This window comes from Hyphobacterium vulgare (assembly GCF_042643335.1).
GTDB classification, from domain to species: domain Bacteria; phylum Pseudomonadota; class Alphaproteobacteria; order Caulobacterales; family Maricaulaceae; genus Hyphobacterium; species Hyphobacterium vulgare.
Genome location: NZ_JBHRSV010000014.1, coordinates 1 through 17769 on the forward strand (window position 1 = coordinate 1; position 17769 = coordinate 17769).

At 64.1% G+C, this 17769-nt stretch carries 15 protein-coding genes; 10 read left to right on the forward strand and 5 right to left on the reverse strand.

Going from position 1 to position 17769, the window contains the following annotated elements; all coding sequences use genetic code 11:
* Window positions 1-243: 243 nt before the first annotated feature.
* Both ACFOOR_RS07735 and prfB read left to right on the forward strand, forming a co-directional pair.
* Window positions 244-2778 (forward strand): penicillin-binding protein 1A, encoded by a 2535-nt coding sequence (locus ACFOOR_RS07735; RefSeq protein WP_343165581.1) that lies wholly within the window; start codon window positions 244-246, stop codon window positions 2776-2778.
* Window positions 2779-2864: 86 nt separating this feature from the next.
* A protein-coding gene (prfB, locus tag ACFOOR_RS07740; RefSeq protein ID WP_343165580.1) for a peptide chain release factor 2 occupies window positions 2865-3987 on the forward strand; the annotation gives its coding sequence in 2 pieces (ribosomal slippage) (window positions 2865-2933 and window positions 2935-3987; 1122 coding nt in all).
* Window positions 3988-4049: 62 nt separating this feature from the next.
* Here prfB and ACFOOR_RS07745 read toward each other — a convergent pair.
* The 3 genes from ACFOOR_RS07745 to bcp all read right to left on the reverse strand — a co-directional run bounded on the left by ACFOOR_RS07745 (window position 4050) and on the right by bcp (window position 6475).
* A complete protein-coding gene (locus ACFOOR_RS07745) occupies window positions 4050-4532 on the reverse strand; it encodes a bactofilin family protein (protein ID WP_343165579.1) in 483 nt (160 codons plus the stop codon).
* A 64-nt stretch (window positions 4533-4596) separates the two neighbouring features.
* Complete coding sequence (locus ACFOOR_RS07750) at window positions 4597-5832, reverse strand: peptidoglycan DD-metalloendopeptidase family protein (RefSeq protein ID WP_343165578.1); 1236 nt, start codon at window positions 5830-5832, stop codon at window positions 4597-4599.
* 172 nt (window positions 5833-6004) lie between these two features.
* Entirely contained in the window at window positions 6005-6475 is a 471-nt protein-coding gene (gene bcp / locus ACFOOR_RS07755; protein ID WP_343165577.1) for a thioredoxin-dependent thiol peroxidase, read from the reverse strand.
* Window positions 6476-6565: 90 nt separating this feature from the next.
* Between bcp and ACFOOR_RS07760 the strand changes: the two genes are divergently transcribed.
* On the forward strand, window positions 6566-10030 hold the full coding sequence (locus ACFOOR_RS07760) for a YhdP family protein (RefSeq protein ID WP_343165576.1): 3465 nt from the start codon (window positions 6566-6568) through the stop codon (window positions 10028-10030).
* On the opposite strand, the gene tyrS is transcribed toward ACFOOR_RS07760, so the two are convergent.
* Window positions 10027-11283, reverse strand: a complete 1257-nt coding sequence (tyrS, locus tag ACFOOR_RS07765; protein WP_343165575.1) for a tyrosine--tRNA ligase — start codon at window positions 11281-11283, stop codon at window positions 10027-10029. The genes ACFOOR_RS07760 and tyrS overlap by 4 nt on opposite strands.
* A gap of 74 nt (window positions 11284-11357) precedes the next feature.
* Here tyrS and ACFOOR_RS07770 point away from each other — a divergent pair, with 74 nt between their 5' ends.
* Entirely contained in the window at window positions 11358-12464 is a 1107-nt protein-coding gene (locus ACFOOR_RS07770) for an anhydro-N-acetylmuramic acid kinase (protein WP_343165574.1), read from the forward strand.
* A 1-nt stretch (window position 12465) separates the two neighbouring features.
* Here ACFOOR_RS07770 and ACFOOR_RS07775 read toward each other — a convergent pair whose 3' ends face one another.
* Window positions 12466-13131, reverse strand: coding sequence for an alpha/beta hydrolase (locus ACFOOR_RS07775; RefSeq protein WP_343165573.1), 666 nt, complete (start codon window positions 13129-13131; stop codon window positions 12466-12468).
* A 213-nt stretch (window positions 13132-13344) separates the two neighbouring features.
* Between ACFOOR_RS07775 and ACFOOR_RS07780 the strand changes: the two genes are divergently transcribed.
* Genes ACFOOR_RS07780 through ACFOOR_RS07805 form a run of 6 tightly spaced genes read left to right on the forward strand, consistent with a single transcriptional unit; the run spans window position 13345 to window position 17690 of the window.
* Window positions 13345-13836, forward strand: coding sequence for an Rrf2 family transcriptional regulator (locus ACFOOR_RS07780; RefSeq protein ID WP_343165572.1), 492 nt, complete (start codon window positions 13345-13347; stop codon window positions 13834-13836).
* Window positions 13837-13839: 3 nt separating this feature from the next.
* A complete protein-coding gene (locus tag ACFOOR_RS07785; protein ID WP_343165571.1) occupies window positions 13840-14988 on the forward strand; it encodes a cysteine desulfurase family protein in 1149 nt (382 codons plus the stop codon).
* A complete protein-coding gene (gene sufB, locus ACFOOR_RS07790) occupies window positions 14988-16505 on the forward strand; it encodes a Fe-S cluster assembly protein SufB (protein WP_343165570.1) in 1518 nt (505 codons plus the stop codon). Before ACFOOR_RS07785 ends, sufB begins: the two co-directional genes overlap by 1 nt.
* A complete protein-coding gene (locus ACFOOR_RS07795) occupies window positions 16505-16969 on the forward strand; it encodes a YybH family protein (RefSeq protein ID WP_343165569.1) in 465 nt (154 codons plus the stop codon). The genes sufB and ACFOOR_RS07795 overlap by 1 nt, the downstream gene beginning before the upstream one ends.
* Window positions 16966-17418, forward strand: coding sequence for a hypothetical protein (locus ACFOOR_RS07800; protein ID WP_343165568.1), 453 nt, complete (start codon window positions 16966-16968; stop codon window positions 17416-17418). Before ACFOOR_RS07795 ends, ACFOOR_RS07800 begins: the two co-directional genes overlap by 4 nt.
* Window positions 17418-17690: a hypothetical protein gene (locus ACFOOR_RS07805; RefSeq protein ID WP_343165567.1), complete on the forward strand. Its 273-nt coding sequence runs from the start codon at window positions 17418-17420 to the stop codon at window positions 17688-17690. The genes ACFOOR_RS07800 and ACFOOR_RS07805 overlap by 1 nt, the downstream gene beginning before the upstream one ends.
* The last annotated feature ends 79 nt before the right edge of the window (window positions 17691-17769 follow it).

Sequence of the window (17769 nt, forward strand, 5' to 3'; positions counted from 1 at the left end):
CCCCGCGCAAATGCCTTGACTACAGAACCCCCGCAGAGGCCTTCTCAGACCACCTGTTGCACTTCAAACGAGAATCCACCTTCCCGCCTTCGCGGGAATGACGGCTGATGAGTTTCACCTCACGAAAACCTTTGACCTCGTAAAGTTATCCGTACGGGTGAAATGCCTTTAAAGGGACGCGAGTCTCGCCATAATGCCGCCCGGTGCGATCGGCAGACCGGGGCAGCGTATCAGGGAATGGCTATGCGTATTTTTACCTGGGGTAACGCGCTGCGCGTGCTCATCTGGGGCAGTGTCGCGGCGGTGGTGCTTGGCATTGCGGCGGTGATCGCCGCAGCAATCTACGTCGTGCGTGTCACCGAAGACCTGCCGGACTATCAGCAGCTCGCCGAGTACGAACCGCCGATCACCAGCCGGGTTCACGCCGGGGACGGACGCCTGATCGCCGAATACGCCCGCGAGCGGCGCATCTTTGTGCCGATCGAGACGATTCCCCCCGAACTGATCCACGCCTTCCTCGCGGCCGAGGACCGAAACTTCTACGATCATGGCGGGCTGGACTTCCGCGGCATCATCCGCGCGACCATCGCCAATATCGGTCACATCCTGCGCGACGAGAATCTCGAGGGGGCCTCGACCATCACCCAGCAGGTCGCCAAGAACTTCCTGCTGAGCTCCGAGCAGCGCCTCTCACGCAAGGTCCAGGAAATGGTACTGGCGCGCCGCATCGAACGCGCCTTCACCAAGGACCAGATTCTCGAGCTTTACCTGAACGAGATCTATTTCGGCCGCCGCTCCTACGGTGTCGCCGCCGCCTCGTTGAATTATTTCGGCAAATCGCTGGACGAGCTGACTCTGGCCGAAACCGCCTATCTCGCCGCCGTGGTGAACGGACCGGCGCTGTTCCACCCGACGCGTCATCCCGAAGCCGCGCTGGAGCGCCGCAACTGGGTGCTCTCGCGCATGGCCACCAATGGCTATGTGACCGAGGAAGCCGCGCGCGCCGCCATGGAAGAGCCGTTGGTCGTCACCGACCGCCTCTATGGCGACCAGGATTATGCGGCGGAGTATTTCAACGAGGAGGTCCGCCGCCAGGTTGCCGAGCTCTACGGCGACGAGGAACTCTATGACGGCGGCCTGTCGATCCGCACCACGCTCGACACGACGATGCAGGTCGCCGCGCGCGGCGCGCTTCGCAATGGTCTCGAGGAATATGACCGCCGCCATGGCTGGCGCGGCGGCATCGGCACGATCGACATTGAGGGCGACCTTGTCGCCCAGCTCGAAGCGATCGCCACGCCCTCCGACCTTGATGACGACTGGCGCGTCGCCGTCGTGCTCGCCGCCGGTGCCGACAATGCCCGCATTGCCTATCTTCAACCCGAGGAAGACCTGCCCGAGGACGCCGACGGCGACGAGGAAGAAGCGGTCCGCCAGACCGCGGAGGGCGTCATTCCGATGTCCGAACTGGAATGGGCGCGCGAAGGCCTGTCGAACGGGGCGCTCGGCCCGCGCATCGAGCGCGCCAACCAGGTCCTGTCGCCGGGCGACGTGATCTATGTCGAAGCCGTGGAATCGGAGAGCGGCAATGTCTTCGGCCTGCGCCAGATCCCGCAGGTGAATGGTGCCATTCTGGCGCTCGACCCACACACCGGCCGGGTGCTCGCCATGGTCGGCGGCTACAGCTTCTCGCAGAGCCAGTTCAACCGTGCCACCCAGGCCCGGCGCCAGCCAGGCTCCTCCTTCAAGCCCTTCGTCTACGCCGCCGCGCTCGACAATGGCTACACGCCGGTGTCGATGATCCTCGATGCGCCTTTCGTGGCGTCCGGTGGACCCGATCTGCGCTTCTACCGGCCGCAGAACTATTCCGAACAATTCTACGGTCTTTCGACCTTGCGCCTTGGCCTCGAATACTCGCGCAACGTGATGACCGTTCGCCTGGCCCAGGAAATGGGCATGGAGCCGGTCTCCGAAATCGGCGAGCGCTTCGGCATCTATGACGATCTCGAACCCGTGCTGGCGATGTCGCTCGGTGCCGGGGAAACCACGCTGTGGCGCCTTGTCGGGGCCTATGGCGCGCTGGTGAATGGCGGCGTCCGGGTCGAACCGACCATACTCGACCGCATTCAGGACCGCCGCGGCGAGACCGTCTACGTCCATGATCCGCGCCCCTGCGAGGACTGCGACGTCGAGGACTGGACGCCCGGCATGGCCGAACCGGAACTCGCCGAACTCGGCGAGGAGGTGATCAGCCCGGTCACCGCCTACCAGATCGTCCATATACTCGAAGGCGCGGTCGAACGCGGCACGGGTACGGCGCTGCGTTCGCTCGGACGCCCGCTGGCCGGCAAGACCGGCACGACCAACGATTTCCGCGATGCCTGGTTCGTCGGCTTCAGCCCGGACCTGGTGGTCGGCGTCTATGTCGGCTTCGACACGCCGCGCGAAATGGGTTCCGGCGAAGCCGGCGGCCGCGTCGCCGCACCGGTCGTCGCCGAATTCCTTGGAACCGCGCTCGACAACTATCCGGTGGCACCTTTCCGGGTGCCCGAGGGCGTGCGCCTGGTCCCGATCGACTACCGCACCGGCGATCCGTCCGTCCTCGGCCGTCCGGGCACCATTCTCGAAGCCTTCCAGCCGGGCACCGAACCGACCCGCAGCGGCGACCAGCGCGGTAGCGGGCTCAGCTTCGGGCAGGGCGCTGTCACCGGCGACGATGATGATGATGACGATGATGACCGGAATGACGATGAAGAAGACCTCGGTGGCCTCTACTGATCATCTGATGACACGGTCTTGATGCCGCGTCCCGGCGCGGCTATCCCCGGTTAAACGTCAATTTCAAGCGGAGCGCGAAACGTCTCATGCGTGCCGATTTCATCAATTCTTCCGAAGACATCAAGCGGTCGGTGGGACTGCTGAGGAGGCGTCTTTGACTGGGATACAGCCCAGAAACGCCTCGACGAACTGAACGCGCGGGCCGAAGCTCCGGAATTCTGGAACGACCCCCAGAAGGCCCAGTCCCTGATGCGGGAACGCAACCGGCTCGACGCCGCCATGACGGCGATTCACGAGATCGAACAGGAGCTTGCTGACACGCTCGAGCTCGCCGAGATGGCCGAGGCCGACGGCGATGAAGACCTGACCGACGAAGCCGCCGGCGTCCTCAAACGCCTCCGGGACCGGGCGGCCCGGGCAGAACTGGAAGCGCTCCTCTCCGGTGAGGCCGATGGCAATGACAGCTATCTGGAAATCCACCCCGGCGCGGGGGGCACAGAGTCCCAGGACTGGGCCTCGATGCTGGCGCGGATGTATTCGCGTTGGGCCAACGCCCACGGGTACAAGGTCGAGGTGATCGAGGAACAGCCGGGTGAAGAAGCGGGGATCAAGTCCGTGACTTTGCTGGTGAAGGGCGAGAATGCCTATGGCTGGCTGAAGACCGAGGCGGGCGTGCACAGGCTGGTGCGCATCTCGCCCTATGATTCCGCCGCGCGTCGCCACACCAGCTTCGCCAGCGTCTGGCCCTATCCCCTGGTCGACGATCGGATCGAGGTCGAAATCCTCGACAAGGACGTCCGCACCGATACCTTCCGCGCGTCAGGTTCCGGCGGCCAGCACGTCAACAAGACGGATTCGGCGGTACGTCTGACCCACGAACCCACCGGCATTGTCGTCGCCTGCCAGGCCGACCGATCGCAGCACAAGAACCGAGCCACGGCGTGGAACATGCTGCGCGCCCGTTTGTATGAGCTGGAATTGCGCAAGCGAGAGGAAGCGTCCCAGGCCGAAGCGGATTCGAAGACCGATATCGGCTGGGGACACCAGATCCGCTCTTACGTCCTCCAGCCCTACCAGATGGTCAAGGACCTGCGCACGAACGTCGAAACCTCCGATACGCAAGGTGTTCTGGACGGTGATCTCGATGCCTTCATGGCCGCGTCACTGGCTGCGCGCCTGGACGGCGGATCCGACATATCGGACGACTGATCCGGCAATGAGAAACGCCGGCGGGAGACCCGCCGGCGTTTTCAATTCGGAATGAACCGGGCCTAGCTGGCCGATTTCGCCGTCGGGATATCCAGTGGCGACTGCGGCGCGCTGGAGGTCGACGACGGGCTGCTGGTCGTCGCCGCCGGACGGGCCGGGGCCGCGCTCGCCGAAGGTGACGACACGCTCGAGGACTTCGCCGGTGCGGACGACTTGTCGCTCAGAGGGTCCGAGGCATGCCGGCAATGACCATCGAAAAACGCACCGCTTTCGACCGACAGGGCAGAATGCACGATGTCGCCTTCAATGCGCGCGGTCGAGGCCAGCTGGACCTGACGGGCACGAATGGAACCGGTCACCCGCCCGCGGATCACCACGGTGTCGGCGATCACTTCGCCTTTGACCGAAGCCTCCTCGCCAATGGTCAGAGCGCCGGCACGGATGTCACCCTCGATCGAACCGTCCAGCTGGATTTCACCTTCGGCAACAATGGAACCGTTCAGCACCAGATCGCTGCTGAGGATGGAGGGGGCTTTGGATTTCATGGCAGACCTTTTCGAGGGAGCCGCAGCAGGCGCTGCGGGGAAATCGGAGGAGGCGGGGGCGTCTTTACCCTTGTTGTTGAACATATTGTCCGGCTCTCAGGAAGCGTTCGGGATCTGTTTGATCGTTTCGGAAGATGACTTCGTAGTGCAGGTGTGTGGCGGTACTGCGGCCGGTCGAACCCATCGCACCGATGCGCTGGCCGCGTTCGACCTGGTCGCCACGCCTCACATCGATTGAAGTCATGTGGCCATAGCGGGTCACGAACCCGTAGCCATGGTCGATCTCAACAGTTCGACCATAACCGGAGCGCCATCCGGCGTAAATGACCCGTCCCGGGCCTGTGGAGACGATGGGCGCGCGCGGATAGGCCACGAAATCCTGGCCGGAATGGAAGGCCGGCCGGCCTGTGAACGGGTCGATCCGGTAGCCGAAGGGACTGGTCTCTCGAAACGCAACGCCGACAGGCTCGCCGAGCGGCAGGGACAACACGGCGGCCTCGATTTCCTCGGCTTCGACCATGCGCGCTGCAATCCGCGCAATGCGGGACGAGAACGCGTCATTGGGATCGACGGCGCGTGCGAAGGGACCGGCTTCGGCCATGGCGAGGAACGGACCGCCGGTCTCCGACCCGCGGCCTTCCTCGAGCACATCGTCGAGACGCAGCCCGGTGAGGCGCAGAACCGCACGAAGATTTTCCAGCCGCGCCTCGGACGCGTCCTCGGCTTCGGACAGAACGGCGTCCTGCTGTGCGATCAGCGCCTCGATCCGGGCTTCTGGGTCATTGGGGTCGTAGGCGGTCAGCGTGATGGCGTCGCGGGCTTCGCGTTGCGAAGGGTCGGCGGGCGTCGCGGCCATCAGGATGCGGCCTTCCCCCAGGGTCGGCGATGAAGACAGGCTGGAGCCTTCCATCTGTTCGGCAAGATCGATCAGCTGGCGCAGGGTTTCGTGACGCGCCTGGAATTCAACCGCGGTGCGGTCAAATTCGCGCATCTGTGCATCCAGAAAATTCGTCGCCGCCAGTTCCGAGGCCCGGGCCTCGTTGACCATGCGGTTGGCTTCCAGGCGGATCGTTTCGACTTCGGCCATGCGGCTGGCAATGCGATGGCCCTGGAAGGCGACGCTGACCGTGGCGAAGCACAGCCAGCCCGTCAGGACGGTCGCGGCAAGAAGGGCGCCCAGCTGGTACTCGGTCTTGATCTCGAAATAGCGGACCTGACCATCGCTGCGATGGTAGATCTGCCGATCCGGGAACCAGCGCTGAGCAATTTCCCAGCCGGATTGAAAAACGCGTGAGATCATACGGTCGTGTCCGTCGCCTGCCCCTGGTGCTCCCGCGCGGGGATGTGACACAAAATATGTGACAATATCAACATTGCGTTATGCAAGCCGCGCGCCGGATCGCAGCGCGCCATTGGCAGCACGCTGAAGAGTTGAGCACAAGCGGATTCGCTTTAGAGAGGGTAAATCCCGGTTATTGCAGGGTCTGCACTGCCGCGAGCACCGTTTCGGCGTGGTTCTTCACCTTCACGGCTCTCCATATGTGGCGGATCGTCCCGTCGCGTCCGATCAGAAAGGTCGCGCGCTCGATTCCCATATAGGTGCGGCCATACATGGCCTTTTCCACCCAGACGCCATAGCGTTCGATCATCTCGCCTTCAGGGTCGGATGCGAGGATGACTTTGAGGTCGTGCTTGGCCTTGAAATTCTGGTGTTTTTTGACGCTATCCTTCGAAATGCCGACGACGACAGCGTCGGAGGCCTCGAAATCGGCGATGCGGGATGAAAAATCGATGGCCTCGGTCGTGCATCCCGGCGTGTCATCCTTCGGGTAGAAGTAGAGAACAACGATCTTGCCCTTGAGCTGCGACAGGCTGATCTCCCCGCCCTCATCGGTCGGCAGGTTGAATTCGGGGGCCGCCATTCCGGTCGCCAGTTCGCTCATCTCGTTCGCACTCCCTCGGGTTTCGATGGTCGCCAACATGGCGCAAACGCGCGTCAGGACAAGCCTCCCCGGAATCGGGAGCGTGTCCGGATGATCCGCCGCTCGCTCCGCTGGTCCCTGATCTACATCGCCGAGGCGCTCGCTCTCGTGCTGCTGGTCGCGATTTTTGCCGGCGGCGCGGCGCTGTGGCGGCTGTCGCAAGGCCCGGTGCCGCTCGACATCTTCCGCGAGGACGCGCAGCAGGCGCTCGCCGAGATGTTCGAGGGAGATCTCGTTTCCCTCGGCCGGCTCGAGGCGCGCTACGACGCCACGGAAGGTCTGATATTGCTTCGCGCCACCGACATCACGGTCGCGGAGTCCGGCGGGGTCGTGATTGCGCGGGCACCGGTGATCGAGGCCGGGCTGGCGCTGGATGCCCTCATCCTGGGGCGCGTCCAGCCTGTGACCGTGCACGTCGAAGGCGGAATCGTTTCGCTTGTGCGCCGCGCGGATGGTGCGGTCGGTGCCGGGCTCGGCCCGCCGGAAATCGTGGCGGCGTCAGCGCGACCCACCGGCTCGGCGCTCGATACGGATGCAGTGCTGGAATTGCTGCGCGACCCGGCCCGTTCGCCCTTGCTCGGGCGCTTGCGGCAATTGTCGATCGAAGACACGTCGGTTCACGTGCAGGACGCCGTGAACGGGTTCTCCTGGCTGATCCAGGACGCCGGCCTGCTGATCGAACGCAGCGAGGCCCGGCTGACGGTGCGCCTGAATGGGGAATTCGTGACCACGGCCGGATTGGCACCCGTCGAGGCCCGGGTCGAGGCCGGTGCGGATCTCGAAACCCTGCTCGTCGAGTTCCGGGCCCGCAACCTGTTTCCCCGGGCCGTGGCGCCGTTCAGCGGCCCTTACGCCGGCCTAGGCGCGCTCGATGCGCCCCTGTCTGTCGACCTGTTTGCCAGTGCGGCGCGCGCCGAAGGGGTCCGCGCCGCGGAGATGACGCTGGAAGCCGGGTCCGGCAGCATCCGGTTCGGCGATGACAATATCGGCTTCGATGGTGCGCGCCTGGACCTTGGGTACGACCCGGAGCTCGGCGAGATCGCCCTGACCCGCGGGATGTTGACCTCTGAAGCCCTGACGACGGGGTTTTCCGGCCGCATCCATGAGATGCGCGGCTTTGCCGATGCCCTGCCACGGCGGTGGCGATATGAACTGGCTCTGACCGACGGACGCATTGACCTTCCCGGCGTGTTCGAAGCACCGCCGGAATGGCAGCGCATCGCCGTGTCGGGATCGGCCGACGCGGAAGCATTGACCACCGAATTCGACGCCGTCGAACTGCAACTCGGAAACATTTCCGCCGAGCTGACCGGCGGCTTGGTCTTGCGGGAAGTCGCGGTCGGTAAATGGCTCCCGGACATTCGGCTCGAGGGGCCGATCGGAGGCCGGATCGGGCCGCGCGAAGTGCTTGCCTACTGGCCGATCGACCTGGCCGACGGAGCCCGAGTCTGGGTCGATGAGCATGTGATATCGGGCCGGCTGCTCAACGCTCAACTCGCTCTCGATATCGATGGCGAGTCGATTGCTGCCGGGATCATCCCCAATGACCGGCTTTCGCTCCGCTTCGATTTCGACGACGCGGCCTTTCACTACATCACCACGATGACGCCCATGACCGGCGCCAGCGGCTCTGCGGTGCTTTACGGCAATGCCTTCGACCTGACGCTGGAGGAAGGCCGGATCGGCGACATGGTCATGACCGAAGGTTTCGTCGACATTCCGCGGCTGAACCCCAAGGGCGCTGTGGCTCGATTTGGCGGTGCGGGACGGGCCGAGGCCGGAGATGTCCTCGCCCTGATCGACCAGGAGCCACTCCATATCCCGAGCGATTACGGCCTCGATCCGGCAAGCATCACCGGTCAGGGCACGATGCGCTTCGAGATCCGGCGACCGATGCTGAGCGAGGTCCCGATCGAGGATGTCCACTTCGATGTCGAGGCGGATTTCGAGAATATCTCGATGCCGACCGGCTTCGGGAATACCAGCCTCACGGGCGGCACACTTCACCTGACGGCCAACAACGCAACGCTGTTCGCTGAGGGGGATGCCAATATCGGACCGTCTCCGGCCCACATCATCTGGACCGAAGACCTGACGATGGAGGCCGGTGAGCCGTCTACACGCGTTGTGCTCCGCTCGACGCTCGATTCACGCAGCTTCGACGATTTCGGACTGCCGCTGCGCCGGTATGTCGATGGCCCGGTGGCTGTGGTCGCCGAGACTGTCGGCAACGGACTGGAATTCTCGCAGATCCATCTGACGTCGGACCTGACCGACGCGGTCATAGAAGCCCCCGGAAATTACTGGACAAAGGAAGCCGGTGCGGCCGCGACTGCGGAATTGACCTTCTTGGCCGGCGACGGCGGGGAGCGCATCATCGACTCCTTCCGGCTGGAAGGTGACGGTCTCGAACTCCAGGCCAGTGCGCGCTTTGAATCCGATGGCCGGCTGGTGTCGGCCGATGTGCCGCGTCTCTTTGTCGACGGCTTTGTCGAAACTGGTCTGTCAGTGTCGCGGGAGGGCGAAAGCGGCCGGCTGACGCTTCTGGCGGAAGGGCAGTACTTCAACGCCACCGGGCTGTTCACCGACGTCCTCGACGCGACAGGTGAAGGCGGGGCAACGCCACCGCTGGCGATCGATGTCCGGCTCGACCGGGTCAGCACGACCGAGACCAGCGCCTATGAAGAAGTTGTGCTGACGTGGCGCTCGGACGGAGCGGGCAATGACAGCCTTATGGTCACCGGTGAAGCGCCCGAGGGCCAGTTCACCGGCCAGATGACCGGGACGGGCTTGGGCGAGATGCGGCGTTTCTGGATCGAGGCCCCGAATTTCGGTCGTATGCTTCAGATATTCGGCCTCTATGACAACGTCGACGGCGGCGCGTTGCGCCTTGAAGGTGCCTTGCCGCCGCCCGGTGAGGAGGGCACGACGAATCTGCGCGTGGAGGCGGGGAATTTCACACTCGTTCGCATGCCCGTTCTCGCGCGTATCCTCGCGGCTGGGTCGCTGGAAGGCCTTTCGGCACTTCTCAATGGCGGCGGCATCCCCTTCGAGACCCTCGAAGCGGACCTGACGCTTCGCGAGGGCGTGCTCGGCATCGCCAACGCGCGGGCCGCCGGACCGGCGCTCGGCGTCACGGTCGATGGCACCGTTGATCTCGATGAGGAGGTGATGGGCCTCGACGGGGTGCTGGCCCCGTCCTACGGGCTCAACTCGCTGTTCGGCAATCTTCCGCTTGTCGGCGGCCTGTTGGTGTCCCGAGAAGGTGAGGGCGTGATCGGTATCACCTTCTCGGTATCCGGCCCGTTCGACCAACCGACCGTTTTCGCGAACCCGCTCTCGGCGCTCGTGCCCGGCGTACTGCGCCGCATGTTCGAAGGCACCGCGGCGGAGCGTGCTGCGCGGGTCCGGGCGGAACAGCAAGCCGAACGCGATGCGCTGAACGCCGAACCGGAAGCGCCGGATGCCCCTCCTGGAGCCGTGGACGACGTCCCGCCCCCGGCCGAACCGGACTAGCCCTCCGCGCGCAACAGGGCGTGCTTCTTCTTGCCGAGGGACAATTTGATTGCGCCATCGCGCAGATCGGCTTCGCTGAGCGCGTGGTGCACGTCCGTCACGGCCGCGTCGTTCACCTTCACCGCGCCTTCCTGGATCTTGCGGCGGGCCTCGCCGCGCGATCCGGCAAGCTGGGTCAGTTCCAGCGCCGCCGGCATCACGATCGAGCCATCCTTCAGCGCCGACAGAGGTACGGTGAAGGTCGGCAGGGCATCGCCCACGCCGCCACTGCCGAAAGTCGACTTCGCGGTCGCTTCGGCGTCACGGGCTGCCGCTTCTCCGTGCAGCAGAGCCGTCGCCGCATTGGCGAGGGCGACCTTGGCGTCGTTGATCTCTGCGCCCTGAAGCGTTTCGAGCCGGGCGATCTCGTCCATCGGCAGGTCGGTGAACAGCTTCAGGAATTTGCCGACATCGGCGTCTTCCGTGTTGCGCCAGAATTGCCAGTAGCCATAGGGCGCCAGTTGGTCCTCGTTGAGCCAGACCGCGCCTTCCGCCGTCTTTCCCATCTTCGCGCCGGATGCCGTGGTGATCAGCGGCGTGGTGAAGCCGAAGACTTCCTTGCCATCGACCCGGCGGCAAAGCTCGACCCCGTTGACGATATTGCCCCACTGATCCGCGCCGCCGAGTTGCAGCCGGCAGCCGGTGCGGCGGTTCAGTTCCAGGAAGTCGACCGCCTGCAAGAGCATGTAGTTGAATTCAAGGAAGGTAAGAGGCTGTTCGCGTTCCAGCCGCAGTTTGACGGAATCGAAGGTCAGCATGCGATTGATCGTGAAGTGCGGCCCGTATTCCCGCAGGAATTCGAGATAGCCGAAGCCCGACAGCCATTCGTCATTGTCGACCACGATCGCGTCGGTCGGACCATCGCCGATCGAAACGAGCTTGGAGAAGGGCTTCAGAATGCCCTTCACATTCGCGGCAATCTGGTCGTCGGTCAGCATCGAGCGCGACTTGTCCTTGCCGGACGGGTCGCCGATCTTCGTCGTGCCGCCGCCCATCAGGATGATCGGCTTGCAGCCAGCCTGCTGCATCCGGCGCAGCATCATGATCTGCACCAGCGAACCGACATGCAGGGAATCCGCCGTCGCGTCGAAGCCGATATAGCCGGTCAGCCCGCCCTTGGCGGCCGCTTCATCAATTCCTTCGATATCGGTGGCTTGATAAAGATAGCCGCGCTCGACAAGGATACGGACGAGATCGGATCGGTGCTGGCTCATCTTCGGGCTTCCCGGACTGGTCGGTGTGGAGCGCGTCTTTTAGCGGCGTGCGCGCCGAAACGGAAAGGGGAGATATGTACCGCGTCATCGGATTGATGAGCGGGACGTCACTTGACGGGGTCGATGCGGCCCTGATCGAGACGGATGGCGAGTCGGTCATCGATTTCGGCCCCGGTCTCGAACAGCCCTATTCCCCGAAAGAGCGTGCCCTCTTGCAGGCAGCCGTCGACGCGGCGCTGCTATGGAAATTCGACGGTGACGACCCCGAAGAATTCGAAGCCGCCGACCATGTCCTGATCGATGCGCACGCCCATGCCGTGCTGCGCCTGATCCGGGAGAACGGTCTCCACTCCGACGACATCGACCTGATCGGCTTCCACGGCCAGACCGTGCTGCACCGCGGTCCCACCGGCGACGCGCCCGGCGCGACGCGTCAGCTTGGCGATGGCGAGGCCCTCGCGCGCCGTCTCGGGATCGACGTGGTATATGACTTCCGGACGATGGATGTGGAGGCGGGCGGCCATGGCGCGCCGCTCGCCCCACTCTACCACGCCGCCCTCGCGGAGCGGGACGGGCTGGACCTGCCGCTCGCCGTTCTCAACCTCGGCGGCGTCGCCAACGTCACCTGGCTGATGGCGGATGCACCGCCCGTCGCCTTCGACACGGGTCCGGCCAGCGGCCTGCTGGATGCCTGGTGCGCCCGTCATTCAGGCGAGAATTTCGATCGCGACGGCCTGTTGGCGCGATCAGGGACGGTCAATGCCAGGGCGCTTGCCGCCCTGTTGGAGCATCCCTTCTTCGCCAAGGCGCCGCCGAAATCGCTAGACCGGTGGGATTTCTCCCTGAATCCAGTGGAAGGCCTGTCCCCGGCGGACGGCGCGGCTACGCTGACGGCTTTCACGGCGAAGACGGTCGGCGATGCGATCCGCTCCATGGGTTCGCCGCAACGCGTTCTAGCCACCGGTGGCGGCCGCAAGAACCCGGCGATGATGGATGCGATCGCCGAAGCCGCCGGTTGCGCGGTCGAACCGGTCGAGGCCGCGGGATGGAATGGTGACCTGATGGAGGCCCAGGCTTTCGCCTGGCTCGCCGTACGCTCGGTACGTGGCGTACCGCTGTCCATTCCCACAACGACCGGCGTCCCGGAACCGATGACCGGCGGCGAGATCGCGCGGGCCTAGTCTAATCCGTCGCGCGTTCCCGGAACACGATGGGCAGGCGCTCGTCGAGATAGGTCTCGATCCGCTTTTCCAGCTGCTCCATGTGATTGGTGAACATGTGCCCCGCGCCGGGTTCGATCTGGCGGCGAATGTCGATGCCCTTCTGCGCGCGCACCTTGCTCATTACCCGCTCCATGTCGTCGGCCGGGACGATGCGGTCGTCGCTGCCATGGACGATCAGGCCTGAGGCCGGGCAGGGGGCGAGGAAGGTGAAATCGTACATGTTGGTCGGCGGCGCGACGGAGATGAAGCCGGCGACTTCCGGGCGGCGCATCAACAACTGCATGCCGATCCAGGCCCCGAAGGAATGACCCGCCACCCAGGAGAAGGGCGCATTGCCGTTATAGGTCTGGATCCAGTCGAGCGCGGTCGCCGCGTCGGACAACTCGCCGAGGCCCTGATCATAAGTGCCTTCGCTGCGTCCCACGCCGCGGAAATTGAAGCGCAGGGTCGCAAAACCTCGCTTGCGGAAGATGTCGTACATCATCAGCGAGGAGACATTCTCCATATGACCGCCACCCAGCGGGTGAGCATGGAGAATCAGCGCGATTGGCGGGGTCTCGCCCTTGCCGGGGCTGTACTTGCCTTCGATGCGGCCGGCCGGGCCGGGAATGATGACGTCAGGCATGCTGTAATGGGTCCGATCCGTGATAACCTACTGCTCAAGTCGGGTAATGGGCCTGTTCGCTGCACAAGGGTGCGCTAATCTGCCGCGTTAATTCTTGACTCAGTTGGTCAGATAATTAGGTCCTGCGAGTGAAGCCAGCGCCAAGCTGGTTAAGATGGCGGGCCTGATAGCACAGGCGACCCGGGCTATGCGAGCCTTTAGGGGAGGAATGTCATGAAGTTGAGCACCAAGGGCCGTTATGCGGTTATGGCGATGGCCGATCTGGCGTCGCGCGACGGCGAAGGTCCGGTCACCCTGGCCGACATTGCCTCGCGTCAGGCGATCTCGCTCTCCTATCTCGAACAATTGTTCGCCAAACTGCGCCGCGGCGATGTCGTGGCGTCGGCCCGCGGCCCCGGCGGCGGCTACAGCCTGGCGCGTCCTGCCAATGAAATCCGGCTGTCTGACGTGATCAACGCAGTCGAGGAAGACATCGATCCGCGCCGCTGCGCCGGCAATCCGAAGGGGTGCATGAAGACCGGCATGCGCTGCATCACGCACGATGTGTGGGACGAGCTCGGCCGGCACATCTTCCTCTTCTTCAATTCGATCACGCTGGAAGACGTCGTCGAACACCGCGTCATGGGCGCCGCGAGCATGGCGTTCAGCGATCCGCGCATGCCGAAACCCTCGAAAGCCTCCGTCGCAGGCATGGCTGCGGAGTAGAAATTGCCCGTCTATCTCGACCATAACGCAACCTCGCCGATCCGGCCCGAGGCCCGGGACGCCATGCTGAGAGCCATGGCGATCGGCGGCAATCCGTCTTCCGTGCATGGGGCAGGGCGCTGCGCGCGCACGCTGCTGGAAAACGCGCGGTCGACGATCGCGCGGGCGATCGGCGCTCGGTCGCAGGATCTGACCTTCACGTCTGGCGGGACGGAATCGAACAATCTGGCGATCGCCGCGGCACTGTCCTGTCCGGACGTGAAGCGAATTCTCGTTTCTGTCCTCGAACACGACGCCGCCTTCATGGGCGCGCACGCCACCGGCCTTCCGGTCGAAATCATACCGGCTCTGCCGAACGGTCAGATCGATCTGGGCTGGCTTCGCGACCGGCTGGCAAACTGGGACCGCGCCGCCGACGGCCGCCCCTTTGCCTGCCTGCAGGCGGTGACCAGCGAAACCGGTGTGATCCAGCCGATCGAAGAGGCTGGCGCGATGATCCGCGCCGCCGACGGGCTCATGCTGGTCGATGCGGTGCAGACACTCGGCAAGGCCGGCTTCCACTTCGGCCGGTCCGGCGCGCACTATGTTTCGATCTCGGCGCACAAGGTCGGCGGCCCGCAAGGCGTCGGCGCTCTGATCGTGTCGTGCGATGCGCCCTGCGACCTGCCGCGCCGTGGCGGCGGGCAGGAAAAGGGACGCCGTTCGGGAACGGAAAATGTTCCGGGAGCCTGCGGGTTCGCCGCTGCCGTCGAGGCCGCTGTGCGTGACGAGGAGCAATACACCGGTCTCGCCGCGTTGCGGGACAAGGCGGAGAACGCCATCCGCGCCGCCGCACCGCATGCGGTGGTCATCGGCGGCGATGCGCCGCGCACACCCAATTGCCTCGCGATCGCCATTCCGGGCTGGGATGGCGGCATGCAGGTGATCGCACTCGATCTCGCCGGGGTCTGCATCAGTGCCGGTTCGGCCTGTTCGTCCGGCAAGTCGACCGCGCCACGCCCGTGGACAGCGATCGTCGGCGAAGACCTCGCGCGGTGCGGCATTCGCGTCAGCCTCGGCTGGAACACGACCGAGGCCGACATTGACACATTTATCGAGGCGTGGACGCGCGAATACACGCGGGTTGCGCCCAGGCTGAAGGAGATTGCCTGATGGTTCAGGTCAAGGACTCCATCGCCCGGGAGACCGTTCGCGATGTTGAAGCGCTTGAATCCTCGAAATACAAGTACGGCTTCACCACCGATACCGAGCAGGAACGCGCGCCCAAGGGGCTCAGCGAAGAGGTGATCCGCTTCATTTCGGCCAAGAAGGAAGAGCCGGAGTGGATGCTGGACTGGCGGCTCGCCGCCTATCGCCGCTGGCTGCAGATGTCCGAACCGACCTGGGCGAAGGTGCGTTACACGCCGGTCGATTACAACGACATCTACTATTACGCCGGGCCGAAGGCGGGCACGAAATACGAGTCGATCGACGACGTGCCGCCGGAAATTCTCGCCGACTTCGAGAAGCTCGGCATTCCGCTGCGGGAGCAGGAAGTCCTGCTCGGTGTGAAGGGCGCGGCCGAGACCGCCGCCGAAGCGCGCGAGACGCCGAAAGTCGCGGTCGATGCCGTGTTCGACAGCGTGTCGGTTGCCACGACCTTCAAGAAGGAACTGGCCCGGGCCGGCGTCATCTTCATGTCGATCTCCGAGGCGATCCGGGAACACCCGGAACTCGTCCGAAAATATCTCGGCAGCGTTGTGCCGCAGAGCGACAACTTCTTTGCGACGCTCAATAGCGCCGTCTTCTCTGATGGCACCTTCGTCTACGTGCCCAAGGGCGTGCGCTGCCCGATGGAGCTGTCGACCTATTTCCGCATGAATGCCGAAGGCACGGGCCAGTTCGAACGCACGCTGATCATCGCCGACGAGGGCAGCTATGTGTCCTATCTCGAGGGCTGTACCGCGCCGATGCGCGACGAGAACCAGTTGCATGCCGCCATCGTGGAACTGGTCGCGCTCGACGACGCCGAGATCAAGTATTCCACCGTCCAGAATTGGTGGCCGGGCGATGCGGAAGGAAAGGGCGGCGTCTACAATTTCGTGACCAAGCGCGGCGACTGCCGTGGCCGCAACTCGAAGATCTCCTGGACCCAGGTCGAGACCGGCTCGGCGATCACCTGGAAATACCCGTCCTGCATCCTGCGCGGCGACAATTCTGTCGGCGAATTCTACTCGATCGCCGTCACCAATGGCGCGCAGCAGGCCGATACCGGCACCAAGATGATCCATTTGGGTAAGAACACCCGTTCGCGCATCATCTCCAAGGGCATTTCCGCCGGGCGTTCGGACAACACCTATCGCGGCCTCGTCTCGGTCCACGCCAAGGCCGAAGGCGCGCGCAATTTCACCCAGTGCGACTCGCTTTTGATCGGGAACAATTGCGGCGCCCACACCGTGCCCTATGTCGAATGCAAGACGCCCAAGGCGGTGCTGGAGCACGAGGCAACGACGACCAAGCTTTCGGAAGACCAGCTTTTCTACGCGCGCCAGCGCGGTCTCGGCGAGGAGGCGGCGACGGCGCTCCTCGTAAACGGCTTCGTGCGTGAAGTGCTGCAGGAACTGCCGATGGAGTTCGCGGTCGAGGCCCAGAAACTTCTGGCCGTCAGCCTTGAAGGGAGTGTCGGGTGATGCAGGTCCGGATCACAATGTTTGCAGCCGCCTTTGTGCTGGCCACGACGGGATTCGCGCTGGCCGACCACCATCGGACCGAACAGTCGTTCGAAGCGACGCTTCGGGCGCACATGGACGCGGTCACGAACCGCGACCTCGACGCCTATATCGGCACGATCACGACCGGCGAGGACCTGACGATCATTTTCCCGGGCGGCGAGATCATGCGCACGCGGGATGAGGCGATTGCCTTCCACACCGAATGGTTCGCGACGCCGGGCTGGACGATGACGTTCGAAATCGACCGCATCGTGGAAGGCCATCACATGGCCGTCGCCTCGCTGCGCGCAACCTACACCGACGAGGCCGGACCGCGCGTGAATTGGCTGACGCTGGTGTTCGAGGATCAGGGCGGTGCATGGCGTCTGGTTTTTGACCAGAACACCCGTGATACGACGTGGGAGCCGGAGGGCACGGAATGAGAGTTTTGTTTCGTAGTTTTATTCTCGCCGCGCTATTTGTCGTCGCCGCATGCGACGACGCTGTTCTGGTGTCGGCAGTCGCGAGCACCCATGTTCAATACGATATAACAATCCAATCGAATCCGATCCTTCGCGAAATTGAAAGTCAAACGAACGGTTGGAATGACGAGGTCAACATTGCGGTTGAAAACGCGCCGCCGGGATCGTCCCGCGAAGATGTCATCGCGGCGATGGCGCAATTTGATTTCGACTTGATCCCAAGCGATTCCGAGTATCGCCAGTCAACTCATTATTTTCAGACGCCGCTTCGTCCGAGTGATGTGGCGTTTAGGGGACCTCTGCTTTCAGACGGCGTTTGCGGCATCGACTTTCTGGCATCAGCTCAGTTCGATGAGGACGATCGTCTCGTCCGAATTGTCGGCTGGAAAGTAATGGGTGGGTGTCTCTGATGACCTACTGGTTCGCCCGTCTCGACCCCGCGAAGACGAGCAGCGCCTTCGCGCCCGTCGCGCCGGTGGGCTGGTTTGTCACCTTCGCGCTGGCCGCGGCGCTTGCGGTTTTTGTAGTGGTTGTGCTCGACGCGGGCGGATCGCCGCTGATGCAGATCGTCGGCATCGCTGCCGGTGTGCTGATGGGCATCGGCGTCTTCATTCTGAGCGTGCGTGACAAGGTCGATCCGGAACGTTCGCTCGCGGACTACAAGGGAAGGGCACAGCAATGAGCCGGACTCTTCGTTTTCCTCCCCCGCTTGCGGGGGAGGTGTCGGCGGAGCCGACGGAGGGGGGAAATCCCCCCCTCGC